The 24,925-nt window shown below is 71.6% G+C and carries 28 protein-coding genes; 9 read left to right on the top strand and 19 right to left on the bottom strand.

Annotated elements, in window-relative coordinates; genetic code table 11:
• Positions 1-52: 52 nt before the first annotated feature.
• From BJ971_RS37075 to pdxH, 7 genes are all read right to left on the bottom strand, one after another.
• On the bottom strand, positions 53-787 hold the full coding sequence (locus BJ971_RS37075) for a DUF4230 domain-containing protein (RefSeq protein WP_184997960.1): 735 nt from the start codon (positions 785-787) through the stop codon (positions 53-55).
• 62 nt (positions 788-849) lie between these two features.
• Positions 850-2,022 (bottom strand): acyl-CoA dehydrogenase family protein, encoded by a 1,173-nt coding sequence (locus tag BJ971_RS37080; RefSeq protein ID WP_184997961.1) that lies wholly within the window; start codon positions 2,020-2,022, stop codon positions 850-852.
• A 16-nt stretch (positions 2,023-2,038) separates the two neighbouring features.
• Positions 2,039-2,332, bottom strand: coding sequence for a type II toxin-antitoxin system VapB family antitoxin (locus BJ971_RS37085; protein ID WP_184997962.1), 294 nt, complete (start codon positions 2,330-2,332; stop codon positions 2,039-2,041).
• Positions 2,333-2,401: 69 nt separating this feature from the next.
• Positions 2,402-3,037, bottom strand: coding sequence for a nitroreductase family protein (locus BJ971_RS37090; protein ID WP_184997963.1), 636 nt, complete (start codon positions 3,035-3,037; stop codon positions 2,402-2,404).
• A gap of 2 nt (positions 3,038-3,039) precedes the next feature.
• On the bottom strand, positions 3,040-3,969 hold the full coding sequence (locus BJ971_RS37095; RefSeq protein ID WP_184997964.1) for an aldose 1-epimerase family protein: 930 nt from the start codon (positions 3,967-3,969) through the stop codon (positions 3,040-3,042).
• A gap of 66 nt (positions 3,970-4,035) precedes the next feature.
• Positions 4,036-5,358 carry an MFS transporter gene (locus BJ971_RS37100; protein ID WP_184997965.1) on the bottom strand — a complete coding sequence of 441 codons (1,323 nt, stop codon included), beginning with the start codon at positions 5,356-5,358 and terminating at the stop codon, positions 4,036-4,038.
• Positions 5,355-5,981: a pyridoxamine 5'-phosphate oxidase gene (gene pdxH / locus BJ971_RS37105; RefSeq protein ID WP_184999295.1), complete on the bottom strand. Its 627-nt coding sequence runs from the start codon at positions 5,979-5,981 to the stop codon at positions 5,355-5,357. Before pdxH ends, BJ971_RS37100 begins: the two co-directional genes overlap by 4 nt.
• 209 nt (positions 5,982-6,190) lie before the next feature.
• Here pdxH and BJ971_RS37110 point away from each other — a divergent pair, with 209 nt between their 5' ends.
• The 3 genes from BJ971_RS37110 to BJ971_RS37120 are packed head-to-tail and all read left to right on the top strand — an operon-like array spanning position 6,191 to position 9,769.
• On the top strand, positions 6,191-7,297 hold the full coding sequence (locus tag BJ971_RS37110; RefSeq protein WP_184997966.1) for a citrate synthase 2: 1,107 nt from the start codon (positions 6,191-6,193) through the stop codon (positions 7,295-7,297).
• 30 nt (positions 7,298-7,327) lie between these two features.
• Positions 7,328-8,449 carry a phosphoserine transaminase gene (serC, locus tag BJ971_RS37115; protein WP_184997967.1) on the top strand — a complete coding sequence of 374 codons (1,122 nt, stop codon included), beginning with the start codon at positions 7,328-7,330 and terminating at the stop codon, positions 8,447-8,449.
• Positions 8,450-8,509: 60 nt separating this feature from the next.
• On the top strand, positions 8,510-9,769 hold the full coding sequence (locus BJ971_RS37120) for a pyridoxal phosphate-dependent aminotransferase (protein ID WP_184997968.1): 1,260 nt from the start codon (positions 8,510-8,512) through the stop codon (positions 9,767-9,769).
• On the opposite strand, the gene BJ971_RS37125 is transcribed toward BJ971_RS37120, so the two are convergent.
• On the bottom strand, positions 9,766-10,212 hold the full coding sequence (locus BJ971_RS37125) for a GNAT family N-acetyltransferase (RefSeq protein ID WP_184997969.1): 447 nt from the start codon (positions 10,210-10,212) through the stop codon (positions 9,766-9,768). The genes BJ971_RS37120 and BJ971_RS37125 overlap by 4 nt on opposite strands.
• A gap of 191 nt (positions 10,213-10,403) precedes the next feature.
• On the opposite strand from BJ971_RS37125, the gene sepH reads away from it, so the two are divergent.
• Complete coding sequence (gene sepH, locus BJ971_RS37130; protein ID WP_184997970.1) at positions 10,404-11,480, top strand: septation protein SepH; 1,077 nt, start codon at positions 10,404-10,406, stop codon at positions 11,478-11,480.
• Here sepH and thpR read toward each other — a convergent pair whose 3' ends face one another.
• The 3 genes from thpR to BJ971_RS37145 all read right to left on the bottom strand — a co-directional run bounded on the left by thpR (position 11,481) and on the right by BJ971_RS37145 (position 13,903).
• Positions 11,481-12,080, bottom strand: a complete 600-nt coding sequence (gene thpR, locus BJ971_RS37135) for an RNA 2',3'-cyclic phosphodiesterase (RefSeq protein ID WP_184997971.1) — start codon at positions 12,078-12,080, stop codon at positions 11,481-11,483.
• 70 nt (positions 12,081-12,150) lie between these two features.
• Positions 12,151-12,540 (bottom strand): hypothetical protein, encoded by a 390-nt coding sequence (locus tag BJ971_RS37140; RefSeq protein ID WP_239087806.1) that lies wholly within the window; start codon positions 12,538-12,540, stop codon positions 12,151-12,153.
• Positions 12,541-12,688: 148 nt separating this feature from the next.
• A complete protein-coding gene (locus tag BJ971_RS37145) occupies positions 12,689-13,903 on the bottom strand; it encodes a CynX/NimT family MFS transporter (RefSeq protein WP_184997973.1) in 1,215 nt (404 codons plus the stop codon).
• A gap of 22 nt (positions 13,904-13,925) precedes the next feature.
• On the opposite strand from BJ971_RS37145, the gene BJ971_RS37150 reads away from it, so the two are divergent.
• Entirely contained in the window at positions 13,926-14,600 is a 675-nt protein-coding gene (locus tag BJ971_RS37150; RefSeq protein ID WP_184997974.1) for a FadR/GntR family transcriptional regulator, read from the top strand.
• 50 nt (positions 14,601-14,650) lie between these two features.
• On the opposite strand, the gene BJ971_RS37155 is transcribed toward BJ971_RS37150, so the two are convergent.
• From BJ971_RS37155 to BJ971_RS37170, 4 genes are all read right to left on the bottom strand, one after another.
• Positions 14,651-15,457: a DUF4190 domain-containing protein gene (locus BJ971_RS37155; protein ID WP_184997975.1), complete on the bottom strand. Its 807-nt coding sequence runs from the start codon at positions 15,455-15,457 to the stop codon at positions 14,651-14,653.
• Positions 15,458-15,570: 113 nt separating this feature from the next.
• Positions 15,571-16,911, bottom strand: a complete 1,341-nt coding sequence (locus BJ971_RS37160) for an MFS transporter (protein WP_184997976.1) — start codon at positions 16,909-16,911, stop codon at positions 15,571-15,573.
• Between the two features lie 68 nt (positions 16,912-16,979).
• On the bottom strand, positions 16,980-17,423 hold the full coding sequence (locus tag BJ971_RS37165; RefSeq protein ID WP_221479920.1) for a MarR family winged helix-turn-helix transcriptional regulator: 444 nt from the start codon (positions 17,421-17,423) through the stop codon (positions 16,980-16,982).
• A gap of 105 nt (positions 17,424-17,528) precedes the next feature.
• Positions 17,529-19,007, bottom strand: a complete 1,479-nt coding sequence (locus BJ971_RS37170) for an NCS2 family permease (protein ID WP_184997978.1) — start codon at positions 19,005-19,007, stop codon at positions 17,529-17,531.
• Positions 19,008-19,236: 229 nt separating this feature from the next.
• Between BJ971_RS37170 and BJ971_RS37175 the strand changes: the two genes are divergently transcribed.
• A complete protein-coding gene (locus BJ971_RS37175; protein WP_239087809.1) occupies positions 19,237-19,449 on the top strand; it encodes a DUF2530 domain-containing protein in 213 nt (70 codons plus the stop codon).
• Positions 19,450-19,455: 6 nt separating this feature from the next.
• Here the strand turns inward: BJ971_RS37175 and BJ971_RS37180 are convergent, their stop codons facing one another.
• Complete coding sequence (locus BJ971_RS37180) at positions 19,456-20,295, bottom strand: DUF3027 domain-containing protein (RefSeq protein WP_377885240.1); 840 nt, start codon at positions 20,293-20,295, stop codon at positions 19,456-19,458.
• A gap of 83 nt (positions 20,296-20,378) precedes the next feature.
• Between BJ971_RS37180 and BJ971_RS37185 the strand changes: the two genes are divergently transcribed.
• From BJ971_RS37185 to BJ971_RS37195, 3 genes are all read left to right on the top strand, one after another.
• Positions 20,379-22,085: an MFS transporter gene (locus BJ971_RS37185; protein ID WP_184997981.1), complete on the top strand. Its 1,707-nt coding sequence runs from the start codon at positions 20,379-20,381 to the stop codon at positions 22,083-22,085.
• A complete protein-coding gene (locus tag BJ971_RS37190; protein WP_184997982.1) occupies positions 22,082-22,729 on the top strand; it encodes a futalosine hydrolase in 648 nt (215 codons plus the stop codon). The genes BJ971_RS37185 and BJ971_RS37190 overlap by 4 nt, the downstream gene beginning before the upstream one ends.
• Positions 22,730-22,823: 94 nt before the next feature.
• Positions 22,824-23,651 carry a 1,4-dihydroxy-6-naphtoate synthase gene (locus BJ971_RS37195; RefSeq protein WP_184997983.1) on the top strand — a complete coding sequence of 276 codons (828 nt, stop codon included), beginning with the start codon at positions 22,824-22,826 and terminating at the stop codon, positions 23,649-23,651.
• On the opposite strand, the gene BJ971_RS37200 is transcribed toward BJ971_RS37195, so the two are convergent.
• Genes BJ971_RS37200 through BJ971_RS37210 form a run of 3 tightly spaced genes read right to left on the bottom strand, consistent with a single transcriptional unit; the run spans position 23,648 to position 24,892 of the window.
• On the bottom strand, positions 23,648-24,034 hold the full coding sequence (locus tag BJ971_RS37200) for a cold-shock protein (RefSeq protein WP_184997984.1): 387 nt from the start codon (positions 24,032-24,034) through the stop codon (positions 23,648-23,650). The two genes, BJ971_RS37195 and BJ971_RS37200, sit on opposite strands and share 4 nt — an antisense overlap.
• A 46-nt stretch (positions 24,035-24,080) precedes the next feature.
• Positions 24,081-24,707, bottom strand: coding sequence for an HAD family hydrolase (locus tag BJ971_RS37205; protein ID WP_203709663.1), 627 nt, complete (start codon positions 24,705-24,707; stop codon positions 24,081-24,083).
• Positions 24,704-24,892 carry a hypothetical protein gene (locus BJ971_RS37210; protein ID WP_184997985.1) on the bottom strand — a complete coding sequence of 63 codons (189 nt, stop codon included), beginning with the start codon at positions 24,890-24,892 and terminating at the stop codon, positions 24,704-24,706. Before BJ971_RS37210 ends, BJ971_RS37205 begins: the two co-directional genes overlap by 4 nt.
• Between the last annotated feature and the right edge of the window lie 33 nt (positions 24,893-24,925).

Here is a 24,925-nt window from a genome sequence, read left to right on the forward strand (position 1 = left end):
CCCACGGCTTGGCGCCCCGGCCCGATCGGGCCGGGGCTCCTTGTCCCGGGTGTCAGGGGCTGGCGAACGTGACGGTCACCGAGGTGTAGCCCAGGCTGGTGAGCAGGCCCTGCAACATCTTTGTGGTGTTGTCCCGGGCACGCTGGTCCAGCCCACTGGCCCGGGCCGCCTCGGTGATGCGCTGCTGCGCCAGCTGGTAGACCCGCTGCTGCTGGCCGGGGTCGCTGCGGAACGCGTCGCCGAAGCGATTGAGCAGGCCGCGCTCCTCGGCGACGACGTAGCTGCGCTCCATGTCGAGGGCCGCCTGACCCTGCTGCGGCGGGGGCAGCTCGATGGTGACCGACTTGTCGTTGTTGTCGACCTTGACCGCACCCTCGGCGAGCTGGCCGAAGTCGACATACTCCTCGACCGTGCCGGAGCCCACGAAGAGCGTGCGCTTGTTGAGCAGGAAGTCGGGGATGTTCTCCCGGTTCTCCTGGAGGTCGACGATGACCTGGAAGGTGCCGTCGGCCGCCACGTAGCGGCTCAGGTCGCGCATCGACTGCAACAGCACCGGCTGGCTGCGGTCGGTGGTCTTGTCGGAGAACGGGTTGTCGAAGCCGGGCAGGACGTTGACCGCACGCAGGCCGAGGCACATCGCCACGATCAGCGCGAAGACCACGCCGGTGAAGATCAGAACGCGGGCGAACCCGCCCATGCCGGTCCGGGGCTCCGGTGCAGGCGTTGGCTGGTCCTCGACCTCTGGATACTCCCGGGTGGGTTCGTCGATCTCGCTCGGTTTGGCCATCGGGGCTCACCCCTTCCTTCTGCCATCCACGGTACGGAAGGGGTGCGACACTCGCAGCGCGGTCAGCCGCCGAAGGCGTTGAGCCCGGTCAATCCCTGGCCTATCACCAGCTGGTGGATCTCCGAAGTTCCCTCGTACGTGAGCACACTTTCGAGGTTGTTCGCGTGCCGGAGCACCGGGTACTCGCCGCTGATGCCGTTCGCGCCGAGGATCGTCCGGCACTCCCGAGCGATCTTGATGGCCTCGCGCACGTTGTTGAGCTTGCCGACGCTTACCTGCTCCGGGCGCAGCCCCACCGAGTCGGCCCGGCGGCCGAGGTGCACCGCCAGCAGGTAGCCCTTCTGTAGCTCCAGCGCCATGTCCGCGAGCTTCGCCTGCGTCAGCTGGAAGCCGGCGATCGGGCGGCCGAACTGCTCGCGGCTGGTCGCGTACGCGATGGCGGCGTCCAGGCAGTCGCGGGCCGCGCCGAGCGCGCCCCAGATGATGCCGAACCGGGCCTCGGTCAGGCACGACAGCGGCGCACGCAGGCCGCGCGCCTCGGGGAGCCGGGCCGATTCGGGCACCCGGACGTCGTCGAGGGTGATCTCGCCGGTGGCCGAGGCGCGCAGCGAGAGCTTGAGCCGCACCTCGCGGGCGGCGAAGCCCTCGGTGGCGGTCGGCACGGCGAAGCCGACCACGCCCTCCTCGGCGCGGGCCCAGATCACGGCCACGTCGGCGACCGGGGCGTTGGTGATCCACATCTTGCCGCCGGTGAGTATCCAGTCGTCGCCGTCGCGGCGGGCCCGGGTCGCCATGTTGCCGGGATCGGAGCCGTGGTCGGGCTCGGTCAGCCCGAAGCAGCCGATCAGCTCGCCCGCGGCCATGCCGGGCAGCCAGCGCTGCTTCTGCTCCTCGCTGCCGTACTTCCAGATGGCGTACATCGCCAGGGAGCCCTGCACGGAGACCAGCGAGCGCACGCCGGAGTCGGCGGCCTCCAGCTCGAGGCAGGCCAGTCCGTACGCGACCGCGGACGCGCCGGCGCAGCCGTAGCCGGTCAGGTGCATGCCGAGCAGGCCGAGCTTGCCGAACTCCAGGGCTAGCTCACGGACGGGCACCTCGCCGCGCTCGTACCAGTCGGCGACGTAGGGCCGGACCCGATCGTCGACGACCCGGCGGGCCAGCGCGCGGACCTCGCGCTCCTCCTCGCTGAGCAGGTCGTCGAGGTCGAGAAGGTCAAGGGGAGAGACGGCGGCCATGGATCGACCCTAGCGCCTAGTCGATGACCAGGACCCGGGCGTGGATCTGGTTGCGCTGTTGCAGCGCGGCGCGCAGCGCCCGGTGCAGCCCGTCCTCCAGGTAGAGGCCGCCGTGCCACTCCACCACGTGCGGGAAGAGGTCGCCGTAGAACGTCGAGTCCTCGGCGAGCAGCTTGTCCAGCGCGAGCTCGCGCTTGGTGGTGATCAGATCGGCGAGCCGGATGGGGCGCGGAGGGATCTCCGCCCACTTCTTGAGCGTCGTGTGATGGTCGGGGTACGGTGCTCCGTCTCGTACCGCCTTGAAGATCACTACGGCACGCTCCCCTCGGTCCTCACACACGTCACGCCAGCCTAGCGAGCCGCCCGCCGGCACCCGTCGTCAGATGTCACTCGCGCCGGGCCGGTCCGTCGTGGCCCATCGGCCATGATGCACCACCTCGTCTACCGGGCGATGCCCCCGGCGCAGTGACGGTGACCTCTTATCCGCCGCCGGATAGCCGACGGTGAGGACCCCGACCGGGGTGAATTCCTCCGGAACGCCGAAAGCCTCCCGGAATGCACCGACCCGCGCGGCCGGCACCCCGAAGAACAGCGAGCCCAGCTCCTCGTTCACCGCGGTCAGGTGGATGAGCAGGGCGGCGAAGCCGGTGTCGATGTCCCAGTAGGGCACCGGCCAGCGCTTCTCGTCCCGGCCGGTCCAGCCCTTGTCGGCCTGGGCGTACCGGTCCAGGTAGGCCGACTTGTTGGACAGCGCCACGATGATCAGCGGCGCGGTGCGCATCCGGTCCAGCCACGAGCCCGCGGTCGCGTCGTCCTGCTCGGCCGTCACCGACCAGTAGAGGTCGCGGTCGGCCTGGTCGCGCAGCACCAGGAAGCCCCAGCCCTGCGAGAAGCCCGCCGAGGGCGCGCGCAGGGCGTGCCTGATCAGCTTGTCCACGATCTCCGGCGGCACCGGCCGGTCCGGGTCGTACGTGCGGATCATCCGCCGGCGGCGGAGAACCTCGTCGAACTCCATGATCAGGCGACCGCCGGCCGGACACCCCAGGAGGCGCGCCAGGTCTGCCCCGGCTCGAGCACGACCAGGTCCCGGCCCGAGCGGTACGCGTCCGGCGGGCACGTCATCGGCTCGATCGCCACCGACCGGCGGAACCGCTCGCCGTGCAGGGTGTCGCCCGTGAAGATCTGCCACCAGCGGAAGTTCTCGTCGCCCCAGACCGTCACGGACGGCCCGCCCGCCGGCGCGGCGATCCGCACCGATGAGCCGCCGTCGGCCGCATAGGTCAGGTCGCCGAACGTCGTGTCCAGCACGGCCTCGCCGATGCGGCGCGGCTCGGTGTAGTCGTAGTCGCTGCCGATGACCTTGACCGCGCCGATGGGCAGCAGCCGGGCGTCGGTAAGTACCCGGCTGCGGCCGGGCACCTGGAGCAGGATGTCCTCCACCGCGACACCCGGCAGCCGCAGGTACGGGTGCACGGAGAAGCCCCACGGCGCGTTGCCGTCGCTGGTGTTGACGGCCTCCTGATCGGAGCGCAGCCCGTCCGCGGAGACGCTCCACCGCGTGCGCAGCGTCAGCGACCAGGGGTAACCCATCTGCGGCGGCAGATCGAGCTCGACCGTCACGGCGTCGTCCGCCTGCTCGACCAGCCGCCAGCGTGCCCAGTTCGCCAGCCCGTGGATCGCGTTGTGCCGGGCCGGCTCGGTCAGCGCAAGCTGGTAGGCCGTGCCCTCGAACGTGTAGTGCCCGTCGCGGATGCGGTTGGGCCACGGCGCCAGGATCTGGCCGGCCGAGGCGGGCGAGATCTCGTCCGGCCCGAAGCCGTCCACGACCTCCCGCTCACCCACGGAGTAGCCGCGCAGCACGCCGCCGACCTCCGCGATCACCGCACGGTGCCCCTCGGCCTCGATGGTCCACTGCAAACCGGACTTCGCCGCCACGACGTCTGTCACGCCACCGCCTCGCTCTGCTTCCCGGCGCCGCGAGGCACAGGAATACCGTCGGTCATACCCCTGACATTATCGGGTGACCTCCGCGTCAGCGGGAGGACGGTATCGAAGCAGGGCGGGGAAGGCCGCGGCCAGCACAACGGCGACACCCGCGGCCGCGAAACCGCCGCCGGCCCACGAGAAGGTCGGGCCGGCGATGTCGGCCGTCGCGCCCGCCCGCAGGTCGCCGAGCCGGGGACCGCCGGCCACCACGACCGTGAAGACGCCCTGTAGCCGGCCGCGCAGCCGGTCGGGCGCGAAGGTTTGCAGGATCGACTGCCGGTAGACCGCGCTGACCAGGTCCGCGGCGCCGCCGACCGCGAGCAGCAGCACCATCAGCCACAGCGAGTGCGCGAGGCCGGCCAGGCCGACCGCGAGGCCCCAGCCGACGACGGCGACCACCAGTGCGGCACCCTGGCGCCGGACCCGGCCGATCCAGCCCGACGTCAGGCCGCCGGCCAGCGAGCCGATCGCGATCGCGGAGAAGAGCCAGCCGACCGCCGAGCCGCCGCCGAAGCGGTCCTCGGCGATCTCCGGGAACAGCGCCCGGGGCATGGCCAGCACCATCGCCACGATGTCCACCGCGAACGACAGCAGCAGGACCGGCTGGGTGACCAGGAAGCGCAGCCCGTCGACGATGCCGCGCACGCCGGCCGTCGGCCGCTCGGCCGCGCCGTCGTCGTGCACGGGCGGGATCGCCGGCAGCCGGTAGGTGGCCCAGAACGAGACGGTGAAGAGCAGGACGTCCACCGCGTACGCGATCGTGACGCCGGTACCCGTCGACCACGCGCCGAAGATCAGGCCCGCGGCCAGCGGCCCGAGGACGCCGCCGGCCGTTGTCGTCGTGTACGCGAGCGTGTTCGCCGCCGGCACCAGCTCGCCCGGCACGATCCGCGGGATGATCGCCTGCCGGGCCGGTGAGCTCATCGCGAAGCCCGCCGACTGCACGGCGGTCAGCGCGAGCAGCACCCCCGGGCTCTCCAGCCCGAGGACGGCCTGCGCCAGCAGGCCGACGGTCGACAGCCAGGCCAGCATCGAGCTGGCCAGCAGCAGCTTGCGCCGGTCGACAACGTCGGCCGCGGCGCCACCCCACAACCCGAAGATCAACAGGGGTACCAGGCTCGCGACGCCGAGCAGGCCGACCCAGGCCGACGAGCCCGTGATCGCGAACATCTCCACCGGCACGGCGACGGCGGTGAACTGGAAGCCGAAGAACCCGACGCCGTTGCCGATCCACATCCGCCGGTAGGCGGCGCCGCGCAGCGGCCGGACGTCGATCACCCAGCTCCGGCGCCCGCCCTCGGCCGCCTCCTCGGCGACCTTCGCCGCCGCCTCGACCGGCTCCTGACTCACGGCGCGAGCCGTTCCACCACGAAACCCTCGCCCGTACGCCGGAAGCGCAGCCGGTCGTGCAGCCGGCTGCCGCGGCCCTGCCAGAACTCGACCGTCTCCGGCACCACCCGCAGCCCACCCCAGTGCGGCGGCGCGGGAACCTCGCCCTCGGTGCCGAAGCGCTCGATCGCCGCGGCCAGCCCGGCCTCGACCGCGGCCCGGTCCGGCAGCACCTGGCTCTGCGGGCTGGCCCACGCGCCGAGCTGCGAGCCGCGCGGCCGGGTGGCGAAGTACGCCTCGGTCTCGGCCCGGTCCACCGGCACGACGGCGCCGGCGACAAGCACCTGCCGCTGCATCGCGAACCAGGGGAAGACCAGGCTGGCGACGGGGTTCGCCAGCGCCTCAACGCCCTTGCGCGAGCGGTAGTTGGTGAAGAAGACGAAACCGCGCTCGTCGTACCCCTTGAGGAGGACCGTGCGCGCGCTCGGCCGGGCGTCGGCGTCCGCGGTAGCGACGATCATCGCGTTGGGCTCGGGCAGGCCGGCGGCCTGCGCATCGGCGAACCAGCGGGTGAACTGGGCGGTCCAGTCCGCGGCCAGGTCGCTCTCGAGCAGCGCGCCACGCTCGGTGTAGTCGCGCCGCATACCGGCGGGCGACGACGACGGTTCGGGGTTCACGCGCTCTCCTCCGGGAAGATTGACCCCACGAACCTAAAGTCCCGGACGGCGATGCGTCTGCTCGGCGAGGATGGGTGTCGCAGACAGCACATTTCCGCGGGTCGACCGCCGGTCACCCAGCAGGCAAGATGAAACACCCACGGCTTTCGTCCGGCGGGGTCCTCTGGAGGCGTGACGTGTCCGATTTCAAGCCGGGCCTCGAAGGCGTCATCGCCTTCGAGACCGAGATCGCCGAGCCGGACAAGGCCGGCGGTTCGCTGCGTTACCGAGGCGTCGACATCGAGGACCTGATCGGTCACGTGTCCTTCGGCAACGTCTGGGCGCTGCTCGTCGACGGCCGTTTCGGGCCCGGGCTGCCGCCCGCCGAGCCGTTCCCGGTGCCGGTGCACTCCGGCGACATCCGCGTCGACGTGCAGTCGGCCGTCGCCATGCTGGCGCCGTACTGGGGGCTCAGCCAGCTGCTCGACATCGACGAGGAGCAGACCCGCGCCGACCTGGCCCGGGTCTCGGTGACCGCGCTGTCGTTCGTGGCGCAGGCCGCCCGCGGGCTGGGCCTGCCGGCCGTGCCGCAGAAGGACATCGACAAGGCGCAGACGATCGTCGAGCGGTTCATGAAGCGCTGGCGCGGCGAGCCCGACCCCCGGCACGTCAAGGCGGTCGACGCCTACTTCATCTCGGCGGCCGAGCACGGGCTGAACGCGTCCACGTTCACCGCCCGCATCGTCGCCTCCACCGGCGCGGACGCCGCGGCCTGCATCTCCTCCGGCATCGGCGCGCTGTCCGGCCCGCTGCACGGCGGCGCGCCGTCCCGGGTGCTGCACATGATCGAGGGCGTCGAGCGCAGCGGCGACGCGGAGGGCTACGTCAAGGGCGTGCTCGACCGCGGCGAGCGGCTGATGGGCTTCGGCCACCGCGTCTACCGCGCGGAGGACCCGCGCGCCCGCGTGCTGCGGCGCACCGCCAAGGAGCTCGGCGCGCCGCGCTTCGAGGTGGCCGAGGCGCTGGAGCGGGCCGCGCTCGCCGAGCTGCAGGCGCGCAAGCCCGACCGGGTGCTGATGACCAACGTCGAGTTCTGGTCCGCCGTCGTGCTCGACTTCGCCGAGGTGCCCGCGCACATGTTCACCTCGATGTTCACCTGCGCCAGGGTGGCGGGCTGGAGCGCGCACATCCTGGAACAGAAACGGCTCGGCCGCATCGTGCGCCCGAGCGCCCTCTACGTGGGACCGGAGCCCCGCAAGCCGCAAGAAGTGGAGGGCTGGGACGCGGTCCCGCATAATCTGTAACGGCTGATCCACCCGTTGGAAGGACCCCCCGTGGCTGACCCGATCCGGATTCCCGACGAACTCAAGCCCGTCGACGGGAGGTTCGGCTCCGGTCCGAGCAAGGTCCGCCCGGAGGGCGTCGACGCGCTGTCCCGGGTGTCGCGGACCCTGATGGGCACCTCGCACCGGCAGAAGACGGTCAAGGACCAGGTGGCCCGGCTGCGGTCCGGCATCGCCGAGTTCTTCTCGGCGCCGGACGGCTACGAGGTGATCATCTCGAACGGCGGCACCAGCGCGTTCTGGGAGACGGCGGCCTTCGGGCTGATCCGCGACAAGGCCCAGTTCGCCGAGTTCGGCGAGTTCGGCGCCAAGTTCGTCAAGGCGGTCCGGGACGCGCCGTTCCTGGCCGAGCCGACCGTCCACCAGGCGCCCGGCGGCAGCGCGGCCTACCTGACCGCCGAGCCGGGCGTGGACGCGTACGCGAGCGTGCACAACGAGACCTCGACCGGCGTCGCGGTGCCGGTGCGGCGGGTCGCGGGCGCGGACCCGGGCGCGCTGCTGCTGACCGACGCGACCTCGGGCGGCGGCAGCCTCGAGGTCGATCTGGCCGAGACCGACGTCTACTACCTCGCGCCGCAGAAGGCGTTCGGCTCCGACGGCGGCCTGTGGATCGCGCTGATGTCGCCGTCCGCCATCGAGCGTGCCCACGAGATCAAGGCCACCGGCCGCTACATCCCGCAGTTCCTGGACCTCGTCACGGCGATCGAGCAGTCCCGCCTGGAGCAGACCTACAACACCCCGGCCCTGGCGACGGTCTTCCTGGCGGCCGAGCAGGTCGACTGGATGAACGCGCAGGGCGGCCTGGGCTGGGCGGCCAAGCGCAGCCGGGAGAGCGCCGAGGCGATCTACGGCTGGGCGGACCGCTCGGCGGTGGCCTCACCGTTCGTGACCGACCCGGCACTGCGCTCGAACGCGGTGGCGACGATCGACTTCGCCGACAGCGTCGACGCGGCGGCGCTCGCCAAGGTGCTCCGTGCCAACGGCATCGTGGACACCGAGCCCTACCGCAAGCTGGGCCGCAACCAACTGCGGGTCGCGCTCTACCCCACCGTGGACCCGGCCGACGTCGAGGCGCTGACCCAGTGCATTGATTACGTCATCCATAAGTTCTGAACGATCCTGCGATGCCGCCCGTACAAGCGGGCGGCATTGTCGTAGGTCTCGGGAGGCACGATGGCGCGGACGGGTATCGACACCTCGATCCTGCACAAGGGGGCACACAGTGCCTCTTACTTCGATCTCTCTCGAGCCTCGGCCGACGGCGCGGAGATCGTCGACTTCTGCATCCCGTGCAACCCGTACTTCCCGACCCCGGAGATGTTCGACGAGCTCTCGCGCGACCTCAAGAACATCCTGAAGTACTACCCGAGCGACTCCGCCAGCATCACCAACAAGCTGGCCAGCGTGCTGGGCCTGCACCCACAGACCGTGGCGATGGCGAACGGGTCGACCGAGCTGATCACCTGGATCGACCACCTCATGATCAAGGAAAGCCTGGCGATCCCGATCCCGACGTTCGGCCGGTGGACCGACCAGCCGCTGGAGACCGGCAAGCGGGTCGACATGTTCCCGCTCCAGGAGCGCGACGGCTTCCGGCTCAACCTGGACGACTACGTCCGGTTCATCCGCGACCGCGGCTCCCGGGTCGCCGTCGTCTGCAACGTCAACAACCCGGACGGCGGCTACCTGGCCCGCCGGGACGTCATCCGCTTCATGGACGCGCTGGGCGACCTCGACCTGGTGGTCATCGACGAGTCGTTCATCGACTTCTCCGACGCGGAGCAGTACCCGTCCGTCGGCCCCGACGCGGTGATCCGGCCGAACGCGGTCGTCCTCAAGAGCCTGGGCAAGAACTTCGGCCTGCACGGGATCCGCTTCGGCTACCTGATGGCCAACCCGGCGATCGCCGGCAGGATCGCCAAGGCGCTGCCGAAGTGGAACCTCAACTCGCTCGCCGAGAAGGTCGTCTACATGATCCAGGAGCACGACGAGGAGTACGAGGACAGCCTGCGCCTGCTCAGCCGGGACCGCCGCACCATGGCCGGCGAGCTGGGCCGCATCCCCGGCCTGACCATCTTCCCGTCGCAGGGCAACTTCATCCTGGTCAAGCTGCCGACCGAGTGGTCCGGCGTAGCCCTGCGCGACTACCTGGTCGCCAACCACGGCGTCTACACCCGCGAGTGCGGCAACAAGCTCGGCATGACCAGCCAGTTCATGCGCCTGGTCGTGCGGCCCGCGCGCGACGTGGACCGGCTCATCGACGGCATGATGGACTACGGCCGCCAGTTCCGCTCGCGCTCGGCCTACGACGACGAGCCGGTGGAGGTCGGCCGGCGCTGGGCCAGCACGGTGGACGAGGAGCCGGACAACCTGATCCAGTACCCGTCCCACCGCACCACCGAGTACGCCGCGCGCCGGGCGGTGAATGGCTAGATCTCCCGGACCATGACTATCTCGTCGTGGTCCAGTTCGCCCGTCTCGACGAAGCCCGCGGACCGGTACAGGCCGCGGGCCGTCGAGTTGGACGGCACCACGCTGAGCCGGACCCGGCCGACCCGGCGTTCCCGCACGATCCACTCGACGGCGGCCTCGAGCGCCCGGCGGCCGAGCCCCCGGCCCTGGAACTGGTGGCCGATCATCAGGCGCACGATGCAGTGACCCTCGGCGGGCCGGTCCTTGTCGACCGGGTGGAAGAGCACGAAGCCGACCGGCTCGTCGTCGTCGTAGACGGCGCGCGGCTCGGCGTCCGGATAGATGTAGGTCTCGGCGATGCCCCGCACGTTGGGCGCGACGAAGCCGCTCTGCTCGGGCAGCACCTCCAGCTTGATGACGGCCTGGAAGTTCTCGCCGGTGATCGGGCGCAGCTCGACGGTCATGCCGCCTTTCTAAGGCGGCGGTGCCCGGCGTGCAACGCCATAAACATAGGGCGAAGATCATCTTCGCAGGTCAATGACTTTGACGGCGTGGCTTACCACCATCGGGTGACCGAGGCGCGTACCGTGTTCCGAAACGCGCCCGGGTGGCTGACTCTCGGGAGCACAGGCCAGCGACGGGACGGAGGCAACGCATGCGGCCGGTACGCTTCGTGGCCCTCTCCGAGGACGGTCAGGCCCTGGTGCTCGCCGACGAGGTCGGCCGGCTCCTGGCGCTCCCGATCGACGACCGGATCAGTGGCGCGCTGCACACCGACGGCACGCCCCACGTGATCGGCACGGCCGTCGCGGTGGCCAATGCCGAGGTGATGGCGTCGCTGTCCCCGCGCGACATCCAGGCGAGGATCCGCTCCGGCGAGTCCGCCGAGGACGTCGCCCGCGTCGCCGGCGTCCCGGTCGACCGCGTGCTGCGCTATGCGGGCCCGGTGCTGCAAGAGCGGGCCATGCTGGCCCAGCACGCGCGCCGCACCCGCCTCAAGACCTCCGACTCGGGCGCACCGCTGTCCGAGGTCGTCGACAGCCGGCTCGCCCAGCACGGCATAGACACAGAGAAGATCTCCTGGGACGCGTTCCGCCGCGAGGACGGCACCTGGCGCATCGTCGCCACCTGGCCGTCCGGCAAGGCGACCGCCCAGGCGATGTGGGACCTCGACAAGGGCCGCCAGGTCGTGTCGCCACACGACGACATGGCGCAGTACCTGTGCGCCGAGCGCCCGACGCAGATCCTCGGCCAGGAGCCGGTCCCCGAGCGCACCCCGCACGAGCGCGGCGGCCACGGCCTGCCGGGCCCGTCGCGCATCGAGTCCGGCCGGGGCGGCCGGGCCCTGCCGTCGGCGGACTCGCCGCGGCCGACCCGCGACCCGATCCGGGCCGGCCGGGACGCGCTGCTGGCATCGCTGGACCGCCCGCTCGGCCAGGGTTCGGGCCGGGGCCTGGAGCCGGCGGCACACGAGCCACGGCGGCCGGTGGCCGGTGGCGCGGCCGCGCTGCTCAGCGGCGGCCCGGGTTCCGCCTTCGACGACGACGCCGATCTGCCGAAAGAGGTTCCGGCGGTGCCGAGCCTGGCGGTGCTGCGGCCGCGGCGCACGGTCGGCCAGGCGACCGGCGGCGACCAGTCGGAGTCCGAGGAGACGGCGAAGCCGCGCAAGCGCCTCCCGAGCTGGGACGACGTCCTGTTCGGCGGCGGCCCCGCGGCCCGCGAAAGCTCGTAGCTACCAGGTCCTCAGCTGCGTGTAGCCCTCGTTCGGATCGCTGCGGACGAGGGCTATCTCGTGCAGCGTCCAGGACGGGCCGCGGTAGCCGCCGAGCGCCCGGCGGACCGCGGCGTCCTGCGTGTAGGCGACCGTGAGGTGCGGCGTGAAGTCGCGATCATCGTGCGGCAGGCCGGCGGCCTCCAGCTTCTCGTGCACCTCGGCGTGCAGCGGGCCCAGGTCCCCGTCGACGGCGGCCCACAGCACCGTCGACCTGTCCCGGCCGAACTGACCGCCGCCGCGCAGCCGAAGCTCGACGCCCCTCGGCACGGTGACCGCGTCGAGGGCGCGCTCGACGTCGGGAAGCCGTTCGGCGGGGACCTCGCCGAGGAAGGCAAGGGTCACGTGCCACTTGTCGACGGCGGTCAGCCGCACCCCGCCCTTGTGCCGGCGCGGCAGGCCGGGCGACAGCGACGGGTCGTCGTTCGGCGCCCCGAACGGCCCGCCGTAACCATTCGTCACATCGGACTGACGGCCGCCGTCGTCCGCCGGCTCGGTCAGTCGCCGATGTAGATCCTTGCGCACATCGTCCGGCGGGAAGACCGCCACAAAGAGTCGCACGCGGGAACTTTAGAGGTGGGCGCGGGATTTCGCATCCACCGTGGAGGGCCGTTCGCCGGCCCGGTGGCGGTCAGCCGGCCCGTAGCCGCAGGCCGGCCGCGTGCAGCAGGCCCTCGACGCGGACGCGCTCGATGTCGCGATCCATCCCCTCGAGCTGGTCGAGGTACTCCTCCAGGCCCAGGCACCGGCTGGCCTGCGCTAGCCGGTCGTCGTAGGCGCGCATGACGGCGGCCAGCCAGGCCGACGAGTCGGTGGTGGGTGCGCTGCACCGCTGCCGGTCGAGCCGCCGCAGCTCGGCGACCAGCTCGTCGATGCCCTGCTCGCGGTCCGGCGGCCGGGTCTCCGGGTCGACGGCGGCCAGCTCACGCTCGAGGCTGCGCAGGGCACGGACCTCCTGCCGGCCGTGCCGGGTCCACGTGCGACGGGCGACCAGTTCGTCCGCACAGACGACGATCGCCACGGCACACGGAAGACACAGCAAAGCCAGCAATGCCGCAACCAGCCCGACTATGTGCGTAATTGCCACCACTTGACGCTAAGGCCTCTTCCCGGCGAACGGAGAGGGCCGTTCGGAGGAGACGGGCTGCCCGAGATTTCGCCATCTGTGGTCAGCCGATCTGGCGGTCCCGTCCGGCGAGGAATCCGGCGATCATCTGCGGCACCATCAGCAGCGCCATGAGGGCGAGCGGAGTCTCCCAGCCGCCGTCGTGCTCGTAGAGGGCGCCGACCAGGATCGGCCCGGGTATGGCGATCAGGTATCCGGTGCTCTGCGCGAAGGCCGAGAGGCGGACCACCGTGGCAGCGTTGCGGCCGCGCAGCGCGATCATGGTCAGCACCAGGGGGAACGAGCAGTTGGCGACGCCGAGCAGCACCGCGAACAGCCAGGGCGCGGCGGCGGGATCGGCCCAGAGCCCGGCGTAGCCGGCGAATCCGAAGAGTCCGATCACGACGGCGACCCAGCTCTGGCTGCGCAGGCGCCCGGCGGTCGCGGAGAGCACGAAGGAGAGCGGCACGCCGAGCAGGGCGGTCACGGAGAAGAGCAGGCCAGCGGTGTCCGCCGGGAGCCCGGCGTCGCGGAAGACCTGCGGCAGCCAGCCCATGATCACGTACGCGGCGGTCGACTGCAGCCCGAAGTAGACGGCCAGCGCCCAGGCGATCGGACTCCGGGTCAGCCGCGTTCCGGGTTCCCCGGCGCCCGTGGTCGAGGCCCGGCCGGCGGCGGCCTCCGACGGGCCGCGCTCGCGGGCCAGCAGCGCCCAGGCGGGCAGGGCGACGGCCGCGACCAGCGCCCACACCCCGATCCCGAGCCGCCAGTCGCCGCCGAAGGCACCGGTCAACGGCACCGTCACCGCCGCCGCCGTTGAGGCGCCGAGGTTGAGCGCCACCGAGTACAGCCCGGTCATCATGCCGACCCGGTCCGGGAAGCGCTGCTTCACCACGACCGGGAGCAGGACGTTCGCCAAGGCGATGCCGGCGAGCGCCAGCGCGGTCAGCGCGATGAACGAGGCCGTGCCCCCGGCGAACGGCCGCACGGCGAGGCCCACCACCAGCGCCACCGTCCCGAGGGCGATCGCGCCGCCGGTGCCCCAGCGCCGGGCGAGCCGCGGCGCCGCGAAGCCGACGAGCGCGAAGCACACCGCCGGAACGGACGTGAGCAGCCCGGCCACGGCGGCGCTCATGCCGAGGCCCTCGCGAACCTCCTCCAGCACCGGCCCGAGGCTGGTGACGGCCGGCCGCAGGTTGAACGCGGCCAGCACCAGGCCGACAACGGCGAGGATCCGGATCCGTCCGCCGGTGCGCGAGTCGCTACTGGTCATCGTCATGGCCCCATCATAGAATCATGGGATGAATTTGGCCCGAGTCCCGCGTGGCGCATCTCTCTCCGACCAGGTGATCGCCCGCTTGCGCCAACAGATCACCTCGGGGGCGTGGCCGGTCGGCTCCCGGATCCCCACGGAGCCCGAGCTGGTCACCCAGCTGGGGGTCGCCCGCAACACGGTCCGGGAGGCGGTCCGGGCGCTCGCGCACAACGGCCTGCTGGACATCCGCCAGGGCTCGGGCACCTGGGTGGTCGCGACAAGCGAGCTGGCCGGGGTCATGCAGCGCCGCTTCGCCACGGCGGACCCGGGGCACGTCACCGAGCTGCGCGGCACGCTGGAGGCCGCCGCGTCCGGCTTCGCGGCCCGCCGCCGCACCGACGAGGACCTCCAGTTGCTCGACCGGCTGCTGGCCCGGCGGGAGCGGGCCTGGACGTCCGGCGACCGCGACGCGTTCGTCGACGCCGACTCGGCCTTCCACCTCGCGGTCGTCGCGGCCTCGCACAACGGGGTCCTGGTCGAGCTCTACGCGGACCTGGGCCAGGTCATCCGCGACTCGCTGCGCGAGCACGTCGGCGCCGAGCTGCGCCCCGAGAACCGCATGGACCACGCCCGGCTCCTGGAGGCCATCCGCGCCGGCGACCCGGCCGCGGCGACCGCCGAGGCGATGACACACACCGCGAGCTGCGAAGTCACCCGCTGACCGGTGCGAGGCCAGACGGGTTCGCGAGGGCTCTACGGCCCGGCGACCGGCTACTTGACCAGGGAGCCGGTCAGGGTGCCTGACGGGTCGGCGGCGATGCAGGTGACCGTCCGGCTGAGCCACCAGGACTGCGACGACGGCCCCAGATAGCGCAATTCCATGTCTTCGGACGCCGCCTCCACGTAAGGCTCGAACGACCGGACGCAGCGCTTCTCGGCCTCGGCCTCAACCTCGGCATCACCGGGGTACGGGCCGGCCGGGAGGGTGAAAACGGTGAACACCTCGCCGGCGTGCGGCTCGGTGCACGGCAGCACATCGTCGAGGGCGGCGTTGAGGCAATCGCCCGGGGCCAGAACCTTGCTGTGCGCCCGTTCCGGCCGAGGGTCCTGCTCCGGTTCGAAGCCCGACGGGACGAAGAGGAAAACGGCGACGACGACCAGCACCCAGAATCCCGAAAGGGCGAGCCCGGCGATGGCCAGCCCGCGCCCCTTCTCGTCGCGCTGGTCGATCTGACGCAGCGCGATCAGGCCGAAGATCACGCTCAGCAGGACGCCACCCAGGCTGCCGAGGACCAGCGACGCTATGGCAAAACCGTTGGTCCTCACCGACACCGGAGCGGCGAGGCTCTGCGCCGCGGCCCAATCCGACTGCCCATACGGCGGCTGCCCATAGGACGGCTGCCCATACGGCGCCTGCCCATACGGCGCCTGGCCATACGGCGCCTGGCCATACGGCGGCTGCCCAACAGGCGGCTGCCCAACAGGCGGCTGCCCGACAGGGAGGAGCTGCGGAGCCGGCGCCGCCAGTTGCCGGGCGTCGGCGGGCGGCTCTGTCCCTTGCGGATCTTGGTTTTGCACGGCGGCAGATTACCTCGGCGATGATCGATACAGCATCCCCATTTCGCGGTGGACGCCGGCCCAGGTGTGGCAGGTGATGACGACCCGGTGGCCCGCGAGCCGCGGCCGGAGGTTCAGGCGGCGATGGTGCGCGCCGGCTCCACCGGGGCCGGCAGCGCCGGCTCGACGACCGGCTCGTCCTGCGCGGTCCGGACCAGGGTCAGGCGTGGCCGGGAGCCGCCTCGCAGCGACAGCCGGTCGCCGCTGCTGCGCAGCTGCCACACCACCGCCGCCACGCCGGCCACCAGGCAGAACATCCCGGCCGCCCAGATGCTCGACGGCACACCGAAGTGCTCGCCCCACCAGCCCGCCAGCGACGCCCCGATCGGCGTCGTGCCGAGGAAGACCAGGACGTACAGGGCCATCACCCGGCCCCGGTACCCGGAGTGCACGCCCATCTGGACCCGGTGGTTCGCCGCCTGCGCGAGGTAGATCGAGAAGAAGCCCGTCGGCACCAGCAGGATCATCGCCACGATGAAGTTCGGCGCGAAGCCGACCGCCACCTCGAAGACGCCGAACGCCAGCGTCGCGCCAAGGACCACGTACACGCTGGGCCGGCTCCTGCGGCCGCTGCCCGCCAGCGCGCCGCACAGCGCGCCCGCCGCCAGGGCCGTGGTGAGCAGCCCGAAGGACGACGGGCCGGCATGGAAGTTGATCTTCGCCAGCGCGGCGAGGGTGACCGGGAAGTTGAAGCCGATCATGCCGATCGCGGCCATCAGTGTGAGGGGCAGCAGCAGGTCGTGCCGCTTCCAGACGTACTTCAGGCCGTCGACGATCCGGGTGTCGCCAGCGGACGGCCGGGCCATGGAGCGGTGCAGGTCGAGCGGCCGCATGCTGAGGTAGCTGAAGATCGGCGCGATCGAGAGCACGGTGGCGATCAGGAACACCGGACCGGTCTGGAACAGCGCCAGCGCCACACCGGCCAGCGCCGGGCCGCCGATCCGCGCCGTGTTGAACGTCGCCGCGGAGAGGGCGAGCGCGTTCGGCAGCAGCGGCAGCTCGACCAGTTCCGAGACGAACGACTGCCGGACCGGTGTCTCGACGGCGTTCGCCACGCCGAGCAGCGAGGCGAAGAGGAACACGTGCCAGAGCTCCACGACGCCGCTGGCCACCAGGATGGCGAAGAGGATCGCGGTGACCGCGAAGGTGGTGTTCGCCATCACCAGCAGCTTGCGCTTGTCGAAGCGGTCGGCCAGCTTGCCGCTCCACAGCGTCAGCAGCAGGACCGGGAGGAACTGCAGCGCGGTGACGAGGCCCAGCGCCCCCGGCGAGTTGCCGGAGAGGTCGAGCACGAGCCAGTCCTGCGCGGTGAACATCATCCATACACCGACGAGCTTCACCAGCTGACCGGTGGCGAACAGCCGGTAGTTACGGACCTGCAAGGACCGGAATGTCGTACTCAGCACTGCCCGCACTCGGGTTGCGCCTCCTCCTGGTCATACGCGTCATCAGCATGTGACGGAACGACCTGGGGCGGGGACGCTCAGTTGCGGGCGACCTGCCGCAGGATCTGCGCGGCCCGCTCTAGGGTGTCGCGTTCGTCCGGGGTGAGCTCGGCCAGTTGCAGCGCGAGCCACTCGTTGCGCGCCTTCTCGAACTGGGCGTAGACGACCCGGCCCTGCTCGGTCGCGGCCAGGATGACCTGGCGACGATCGGTCGGGTGGGGCGTACGCGCGACCAGTCCGAGATCCTCCAGCTTTCCAACGATCTTGGTCATCGTCGGCGGCTGGACCCGTTCGACGTCGGCCAACTCCCGGGGTGTCATCGCGCCGGCCAGTTGGAGGCTGGTCAGCGCGGAGAGCTGGCTGAACGTGAGATCGCCGACCGCACGGGCCTGCCGAAGCCGCCGATTGAGCCGGGTGATCGATTCGCGCAGCGAAATGGCCAGTTGCTCGGCTGTTACCCGCTCCGCCACCGACCGCTCCATCACGTTACTTAGCCTAGCTAATGAGCTTGGCTAACGACATCGTCTACGCCTATGACCGTAGTCACCGGGCACGGTAACGCACCCGGCGACCACGCTTGCACAACGTCAGATAAGGGACTCCAGGGGACCACGGAGGAAGTACAGGACGAAGAGCACGGCGACGCCGTACAGCAGCGGGTGCACCTCGCGCGCCTTGCCGAGGGCGAGCTTGATCACCACGTACGAGATGACGCCCGCGCCGATGCCGTTGGAGATCGAGTAGGTGAACGGCATGAACGTGATCGCCAGGAACGCCGGGATCGCGATCTCGTAGTCGGTCCAGTCGATCTGCCGGACCGCCGTCATCATCAGGAAGCCGACCACCACCAGCGCCACCGACGCCGCCTCGAACGGCACGATCACGACCAGCGGCGCCAGGAACATCGCGAGCAGGAAGAGCACGCCGGTGACCAGGTTGGCCGCGCCGGTACGCGCGCCCTCGGCGACACCGGAGGCGCTCTCGATGTACGACGTGTTGCTCGACACGCTGGCCGCGCCGCCGGCGGCCGCGGCGATCGAGTCGACAAGCAGGATCTCCCGGGTGCGCGGCGGCATGCCCTCCTCGTCCAGCAGGCCACCCTCCTGACCGACGGCGACCATCGTGCCCATCGTGTCGAAGAAGTCGGTGATCAGCAGCGTGAAGATGAACATGATGACGACGAGCACGCCGGCCCGGCCCCACGAGTCGAACACGTTGAAGTGGCCCAGCAGCGACAGGTCCGGCTTGTCCACGATCTTGTCCGGCAGCGCCGGCACGTTCAGCGACCAGCCGCTCGGGTTCGGCTTGCCGTCGACGAACGACGGGCCGACCTTCGCGATCGCCTCCACGATGATCGCCAGCACGGTGGTGGCCAGGATGCCGATCAGGATCGCGCCCTTGACCTTGCGCACGAACAGCACCAGCGTCAGCAGCAGGCCGACCACGAAGACCAGCGCGGGCCAGCCGGTCAGCTTGCCGCCGATGCCCAGCTCGACCGGCACGGTGGTGCCGGCGGCGTCCGGGATACGCCGCACGAAGCCCGCGTCGACCAGACCGATGATCATCAGGAACAGGCCGATGCCGACACCGATCGCCGTCTTCAGCTGCGTCGGCACGGACCGGAAGACCGCGGCGCGCAGCCCGGTCAGCACCAGGACGCCGATGATGACGCCCTCGATGACCACGAGGCCCATCGCATCGGCCCAGGTCATCTCGGGCGCGATCTCGTACGCCACCAGCGCGTTCACGCCCAGCCCGGCCGCCAGCGCCAGCGGGAACCGGGCGACGACGCCCATCAGGATCGTCATCACGCCGGCCACCAGCGCCGTGCCGGCCGCCAGCGCCGCGATGGGCAGCTTGCCGCCGACCGCGTCGACCCCGGCACCCAGGATCAGCGGGTTGAGCACCACGATGTAGGCCATCGTGAAGAAGGTGGCGAGGCCACCCCGTACCTCTCGGCCGACGGTCGAGCCGCGGGCCGAGATCTCAAAGAATCGATCAAAAGCGTTCTTGGGGGTACGCCCGGACGAGTCAGCGCTCGCATCGGCGGCAGCAGCAGTGGACATTCGCGCCCTTCCACAGGACCAACGGGGGTCGATGGGCGCATCAAAGCAGAACACTGACCTCGGCAAAAGATCAGAACTGTTACAACCGTCACGAGCTCACACTGACGATCTCCACAGACGTAGTCTGATGCTCGTGGCCGAGAAGTCCCCCGCCCAGCACGAGTGGCACCAGCATGGTCTCGACGCGGTGGCGGGCACGAAGCCGCGGCCCGAGCCGCTCGATCCGCCGATGGTGCCGTTCGCCCTCGCCGGCCTCGCCGGCTTCGCCGTCGCCGGGGTGATCCTGCTGCTGCTTGACGCGCCGGAGAGCTGGCTCTGGACCTGCCTGGCCGGCCTGCTGTGCGGGATACCGGGCCTGCTCACGATGCTGCGGCACGACGCCAACCGGCGCCGCCGCCGCGCGCTGACCCACCCCGAGTTCAAGGTGAACCAGAACGCCTAGCCGGCGCTAGGAGTGACCGTAGGGCTCCGCGGGCTCGCCGGCCTCGACCGAGCCGTGCGCGCGGCTGACCGCCACCGCCTCGACCTCGCTGTCGTCGTAGATCGTCGGAAGCTCCTCGACCGGCTGCTCCGTCGCGCCGACGAGCGCCTCGGAGTGCGCGCCACAGCCGTGGTCGGCGCTGACGGCCTTGGCGTCGTCGGGGGCGTAGAGGTTGCCGCAGACGCCGAACATGGTGCGCATCGAGCCGGCCAGCGGCAGGTAGAAGCCGCAGGTGCCGCAGCGGGCGTTGCGCGGCGCGGCCGTCGAGATCGGCGCCTCGGGGCCCGCATCGCCGTCGTACCAGCGCTGTGCGGTCTCGGACCGGCCCTCGCGGGACAGCACCCGGGGCCGGCCGAGGCCGAGCTCCCAGGAGACGTCCTCAACGGCGGAGTCGTCGCTGAGCACGTAGCCGGGCGCCAGCCGTTCGTCGTCCGGGGCGGTCGCCATGAGGTCGCCAACGCCGAGGTCGCCGGGCTGGACCCGCTCGTTCCACGGCAGCCAGCCGGGCGCGAGCAGCGCGTCCGGCCCGGGCAGCAGCACCGTCTCGCAGATGGTGACGTGCCGGGAGCGCGGCACCCGGGTCACCGTGACCGCCCAGCGCCAGCCCTTGTAGCCGGCGAGGTGGCTCTCGAAGAAGTGGGTCACGACCCGGTCGCCCTCGGCCACGGCCTCGAGGTGCTCGCCGATGTCGGCGGGCTCCACTTCGGTGATGGCGCCTCGCGCGATCCCGACGGCATCGGCACAGACCTGGTCGAGTCGGGCGGCACGCGCTGCGGTCCTGGTCGTCACGCCGCCATTGTCCCTCACGCGTGTACGGGCGGCGCAGCGACTCCCCCAGATCTCCGCCCCGGGAGGGGACGGAAGTCGCCTCGATGAGACAGGATGGGGCGATGCCGCTGCTTCCTACCGTCGGACGTGCCGTTGGCACCGGCGTCAAGGCGCTCCGGGTGCTCGTGCGAGGTTCCCTGCGCGGCAGCGCCTGGGCGACCCGCCGGGTCGGCGACGCCCGGGCCCGCGGCGCGGCCAACGAGATCGGCATGGTCCGGCTCTTCGACCTGCATGCGCTCTCCTGCGCCGGCGACACGCTCCTCGCGATCGGCCTGGCCGGCACGATCTTCTTCGACGTGCCGCTCGGCGAGGCGCGGAGCAAAGTCGCGCTCTACCTGTTGATCACCATGGTGCCGTTCGCCCTGCTCGCACCCGTGGCAGGGCCGCTGCTCGACCACTTCCGCCACGGCCGGCGGTACGCGCTCGCGGCGACAATGCTTGGCCGGGCCTTCCTCGCGTACGTGATCGCGGACAACCTGCTGGGCTGGGGCCTCTACCCGGCGGCGTTCGGCGTCCTTGCGCTCTCCCGGGCGTACGGCGTTGCCCGCTCGGCGGCGGTGCCCCGGCTGCTGCCCGAGGGCGTCGGACTGTCCCAGGTCGGCGCCCGCGCCAGCGTCTACGGCACGTTCGCGGGCGCAGTCGTCGCGCCGATCGGGCTGGCCGCGTTCTGGTTCGGTTCGCAGTGGCCGTTGCGGGTCGCGTCGTTGATCTTCCTGGTCGGCATGGTGATCTCGCTACGGCTGCCGCCCCGGGCCGACTCCGACCCGCCGGAGGCGGTGCCCCGGCCGTTCCGCACGATGCTGCGCCTGCGCCGCGGCAACGACCGCCCGCTCTCCGGCCGGCTGGTGATCGCCACGCTGGTCGGCAGCGCCAGCTTCCGCTGCCTGTACGGCTTCCTGCTGCTCTACTTCGCGTTCGCGGTCAAGGCGGGCTCGCTCGACACCACGTTCTTCGGCCGCGACGTCGGCGGCCAGGGCGCGGTGGCGCTGATCGGCGGCGCGCTGGCGGTCGGCACGTTCCTGGCGACCGCGGTCGGCACCCGGCTGCGCATCCACCGCCCGCTGGCGCTGCAGTCCAGCGGGCTGACCATCACCGCCGGCGTCGCCGTCCTTGCCGCGATCTTCTTCACCCTGCCGATGGTGGCGCTGCTGTCGCTGGTGACCGCGATCTTCAGCGGCATCTCGAAGCTCGCGATCGACGCCAGCATCCAGGAGCGGGTGCCGGAACGCCTACGGGCCAGCGCGTTCGCGCACTCCGAGACCGTCCTGATGCTCGCCTGGGTGGTCGGCGGCGCGGTCGGCATCATCCCGCTCGACGGCCGCCTGGGCGTCTCGATCGCCGCCGCCTTCGCGGTGGCCGCGGCGGTGCGCGGCACGCTCGTGGCGGGCCGCCTGCACGCCGAACGCCTGCACGGCCGTCCGGACGCGACAATCGACGAACCCGCACCCGACGACGGACCGGAGTCCGGCGCCGAGGCGGTCCCGACGTCTCCGGCGCCGGCCGGCGCGACCCAAGCTCCCCGGGCGCCGCGGCCGAGGTCGACAGCACCGCCCGAGCCCGCCGCCGAGGCCGAGGCCACGACGCCGAAGCGCCGTCTCTTCTCCCGGTCCGGCGCGGGCAGGCGGACGGCGGCACCGCCGGCGGCGCCCGAACCGGCACCCGCCGCGGAACCCGCGTCCCCTGCGGACGACCCGGCCCCGCCGGGATTCCACATCTACCGGCCTTCGTCGGCGGCCAACGGCTCCGGCCGCGACGAGGCCAACCCGTGACGCCGGCGCACTCCCGCCTGCTGATCGTCACCGCCGTCGCCGCCGAGGCCGATGCCGTGCGCGCCGGCGTCGACCCGGCCGCCGTCGAGGTGGCGGCCGTCGGCGTCGGCCCGGCCGCGGCCGCCGCCGGCACGGCACGGCTCCTGGCGCTCGCCGAGGCCGCCGGGCGTCCGTACCGGGGCGTCGTCAGCGCCGGCATAGCCGGCGGTTTCCCGGGCCGCGCGCCGGTCGGCGCGACCGTCCTGGCCGCCCGCACGATCGCCGCCGACCTGGGCGCGGAGTCCCCGGACGGCTTCATCGGTGTGGCCGAGCTCGGCTTCGGCACCAGCGTCCTGCACGCCGACCCGGACCTGTTCGAGGCCCTGTCGCGGGCACTCCCCGACGCGATCGCCGGCGACATCCTCACGCTCGCCACGGTCACCGGAACGGCCGGCACCGCGGCGGCCCTCCAGGCCCGGCACCCGGCGGCCGTCGCCGAGGCGATGGAGGGCTACGGCGTGGCCAGCGCCGCGCAGACCGCCGCGGTCCCCTTCGCCGAGCTGCGCACCATCTCCAACCCGATCGGACCGCGCGACCGGGCCGCCTGGCGCCTGGGCGAGGCGTTCGCCGCGCTCACCGCGGCGGCCCGGGCTGCCTGTGGATAACTCTGTGGACGACCACTGTGGGCCGGGCCAGGTGTGGCGATGCAGACACGGTTCGTTGCGGGTGTCGCGGCGCTAGCGTCGTTACCGTGAGGGCGTGGCGCTTTCTCTGGCGGTTTCGCCCTGCCCCAACGACACCTTCGTCTTCCACGCCCTCGTGCACGGTCTCGTCCCCGGCGCCGAGCCGGTGCGGCTGACGTTCGCGGACGTCGACGTGACGAACACCGCGGCCGTTGGCGGCGAGTTCGACCTGGTCAAGGTCAGCTATGCCGCCCTGCCCTGGCTCCTCGACGACTACGACCTGCTGCCCTGCGGCGGCGCGCTGGGCCGCGGCTGCGGCCCGCTGGTGCTGGCCCGCGGCGACGGCCGGGTGGCGGGCGGCGACCTGACCGGCGCGACCGTCGCCGTTCCCGGCGACCGCACCACGGCCTACCTGCTGTTCCGCCTCTGGTCGGCAAAGAATCCGCCGGCCCGCATCGAGGTCGTGCCGTTCCACCAGATCATGCCGGGGGTCGCCGACGGCCGTTACGACGCCGGCCTGGTCATCCACGAGGCCCGCTTCACCTACCCGCGTTACGGCCTGGCCGCGCTCGTCGACCTCGGCGAGTGGTGGGAGGGCGACACCGGCCTGCCGATCCCGCTGGGCGCGATCCTGGCCCGCAAGGGCGCGGTCGACCCGGCCGAGGCGGCCGAGTGGATCCGCAAGTCGGTGAGCATGGCGTGGGCCAATCCCGCCGCGAGCCGCGACTTCGTGCTGGCCAACGCCCAGGAGATGGAGCCCGACGTGGTCGATCGGCACATCGGGCTCTACGTCAACGAGTTCACCCTCGAGCTCGGCGCGGAAGGATACGCCGCCGCCGACGCCCTGCTCGGACGCGCGGCGGCGGCGGGAATCACACCTGCGATCAAGCCGCTCTCGGCCTAGACCTCGAGCTCGCGGGCGACCGCGTGCACCAGCTGCGCGATCTTCTGTGCCGTGCGCTTATCGGGGTAGCGACCGCGGCGCAGGTCCGGCTGGATCTTCGCCTCGATCACCTTGATCATGTCTTCCACCATGCCGTGCAGCTCATCGGCTGGGCGCCGGCGCAGCTCGACCATGGACGGCGGGGCGTCGAGGACCTTCACGCCCATCGCCTGCGCGCCCTTGCGGCTGTCGACCACACCGAACTCCAGCCGCTGACCGGCCTTCAGGTCGGCGGTCCCGGTGGGCAGAGCGCCCTTGGGCAGGAACACGTCCCCACCCTCGTCACTGGTGACGAACCCGAAACCCTTCGCCGCGTCGTACCACTTCACTCGACCCGTGGGCACCGCTGACCTCAACTTCACTCATTGGACTCAATTGCTCACGGCAAGGTTATCCAGCGGCCGTGCCACACCCAACCGCAATCTTTCGCAACAGCGCCGGAAATGCCGTCAAGTCGGACATCAAGTGCGAGGCGCCGGCCCTACGCAGCTCGTCCTCGTCACACGGTCCGGTGGTGACCCCGATGCCCGGGACGCCGGCCGTGCACGCCGCGACCATGTCGGCGACGTGGTCGCCCACGTACCACCGGACGCCGTGCTCGGTCAGCGCCGCTGCCTTGCCCTCCGCGAAAAGGTCACCAACGACCTCGTCGGCGACCATGCCGAGGTGCTCGAGGTGCAGTGTTGCCAGCCGGCCCAGCTTGGAGGTCACCACCACCACCCGCATGCCCAACTCGCGGACCGCCGCCAGCGCCTCGACCGCCCCGGGTGTCGGGGCGGCCGGCGCGATCGCGTGGTCCGGGTACAGCGCCCGGTAGGTGGTGACCGCCTCCTCGACCTCGTCGGGCGGGAACCACTCGCTCAGCTCCGTACGCAATGGCGGGCCAAGTCGGGTGACCGCCAGGTCCGCGTCGACCCACACCCCGGTCTTCTCCGTCAGCGCCCGGTAGGCCTGGCGAATGCCCGGGCGGGAGTCGATCAGGGTCATGTCCAGGTCGAAACCGACCGCCGGGGTCACAGCGAGATGGTCGGCTGGTACGTCAGGCGCTCCACCGGCAGCGGAAAGGTCTGGTCGTCGCCGAACGGCGACGGGGCGGCCGCACGGTCGGAGATGATCTCGGAGACGGCCAGGTGGCCGTCCTTCACCGTGACCGCACCCTTGTGAGCCGTCGCACCCCGGGCCTTCTCGTGTGAACGCGCCACAGGTATCTCCCCTCAAGATCTTTGATGGATCCG

This window comes from Amorphoplanes digitatis, assembly GCF_014205335.1.
Classification (GTDB): domain Bacteria; phylum Actinomycetota; class Actinomycetes; order Mycobacteriales; family Micromonosporaceae; genus Actinoplanes; species Actinoplanes digitatus.

Coding starts and splice junctions, on each gene's coding strand:
- BJ971_RS37075 (WP_184997960.1), bottom strand. CDS start 787: ATGGCCAAACCGAGCGAGATCGACGAACCCACCCGGGAGTATCCAGAG.
- BJ971_RS37080 (WP_184997961.1), bottom strand. CDS start 2,022: ATGGCCGCCGTCTCTCCCCTTGACCTTCTCGACCTCGACGACCTGCTC.
- BJ971_RS37090 (WP_184997963.1), bottom strand. CDS start 3,037: ATGGAGTTCGACGAGGTTCTCCGCCGCCGGCGGATGATCCGCACGTAC.
- pdxH (WP_184999295.1), bottom strand. CDS start 5,981: ATGCGGCGCGACTACACCGAGCGTGGCGCGCTGCTCGAGAGCGACCTG.
- BJ971_RS37120 (WP_184997968.1), top strand. CDS start 8,510: ATGGCGCGGACGGGTATCGACACCTCGATCCTGCACAAGGGGGCACAC.
- BJ971_RS37125 (WP_184997969.1), bottom strand. CDS start 10,212: ATGACCGTCGAGCTGCGCCCGATCACCGGCGAGAACTTCCAGGCCGTC.
- sepH (WP_184997970.1), top strand. CDS start 10,404: ATGCGGCCGGTACGCTTCGTGGCCCTCTCCGAGGACGGTCAGGCCCTG.
- BJ971_RS37145 (WP_184997973.1), bottom strand. CDS start 13,903: ATGACGATGACCAGTAGCGACTCGCGCACCGGCGGACGGATCCGGATC.
- BJ971_RS37150 (WP_184997974.1), top strand. CDS start 13,926: ATGAATTTGGCCCGAGTCCCGCGTGGCGCATCTCTCTCCGACCAGGTG.
- BJ971_RS37165 (WP_221479920.1), bottom strand. CDS start 17,423: ATGGAGCGGTCGGTGGCGGAGCGGGTAACAGCCGAGCAACTGGCCATT.
- BJ971_RS37170 (WP_184997978.1), bottom strand. CDS start 19,007: ATGTCCACTGCTGCTGCCGCCGATGCGAGCGCTGACTCGTCCGGGCGT.
- BJ971_RS37175 (WP_239087809.1), top strand. CDS start 19,237: ATGGTGCCGTTCGCCCTCGCCGGCCTCGCCGGCTTCGCCGTCGCCGGG.
- BJ971_RS37185 (WP_184997981.1), top strand. CDS start 20,379: ATGCCGCTGCTTCCTACCGTCGGACGTGCCGTTGGCACCGGCGTCAAG.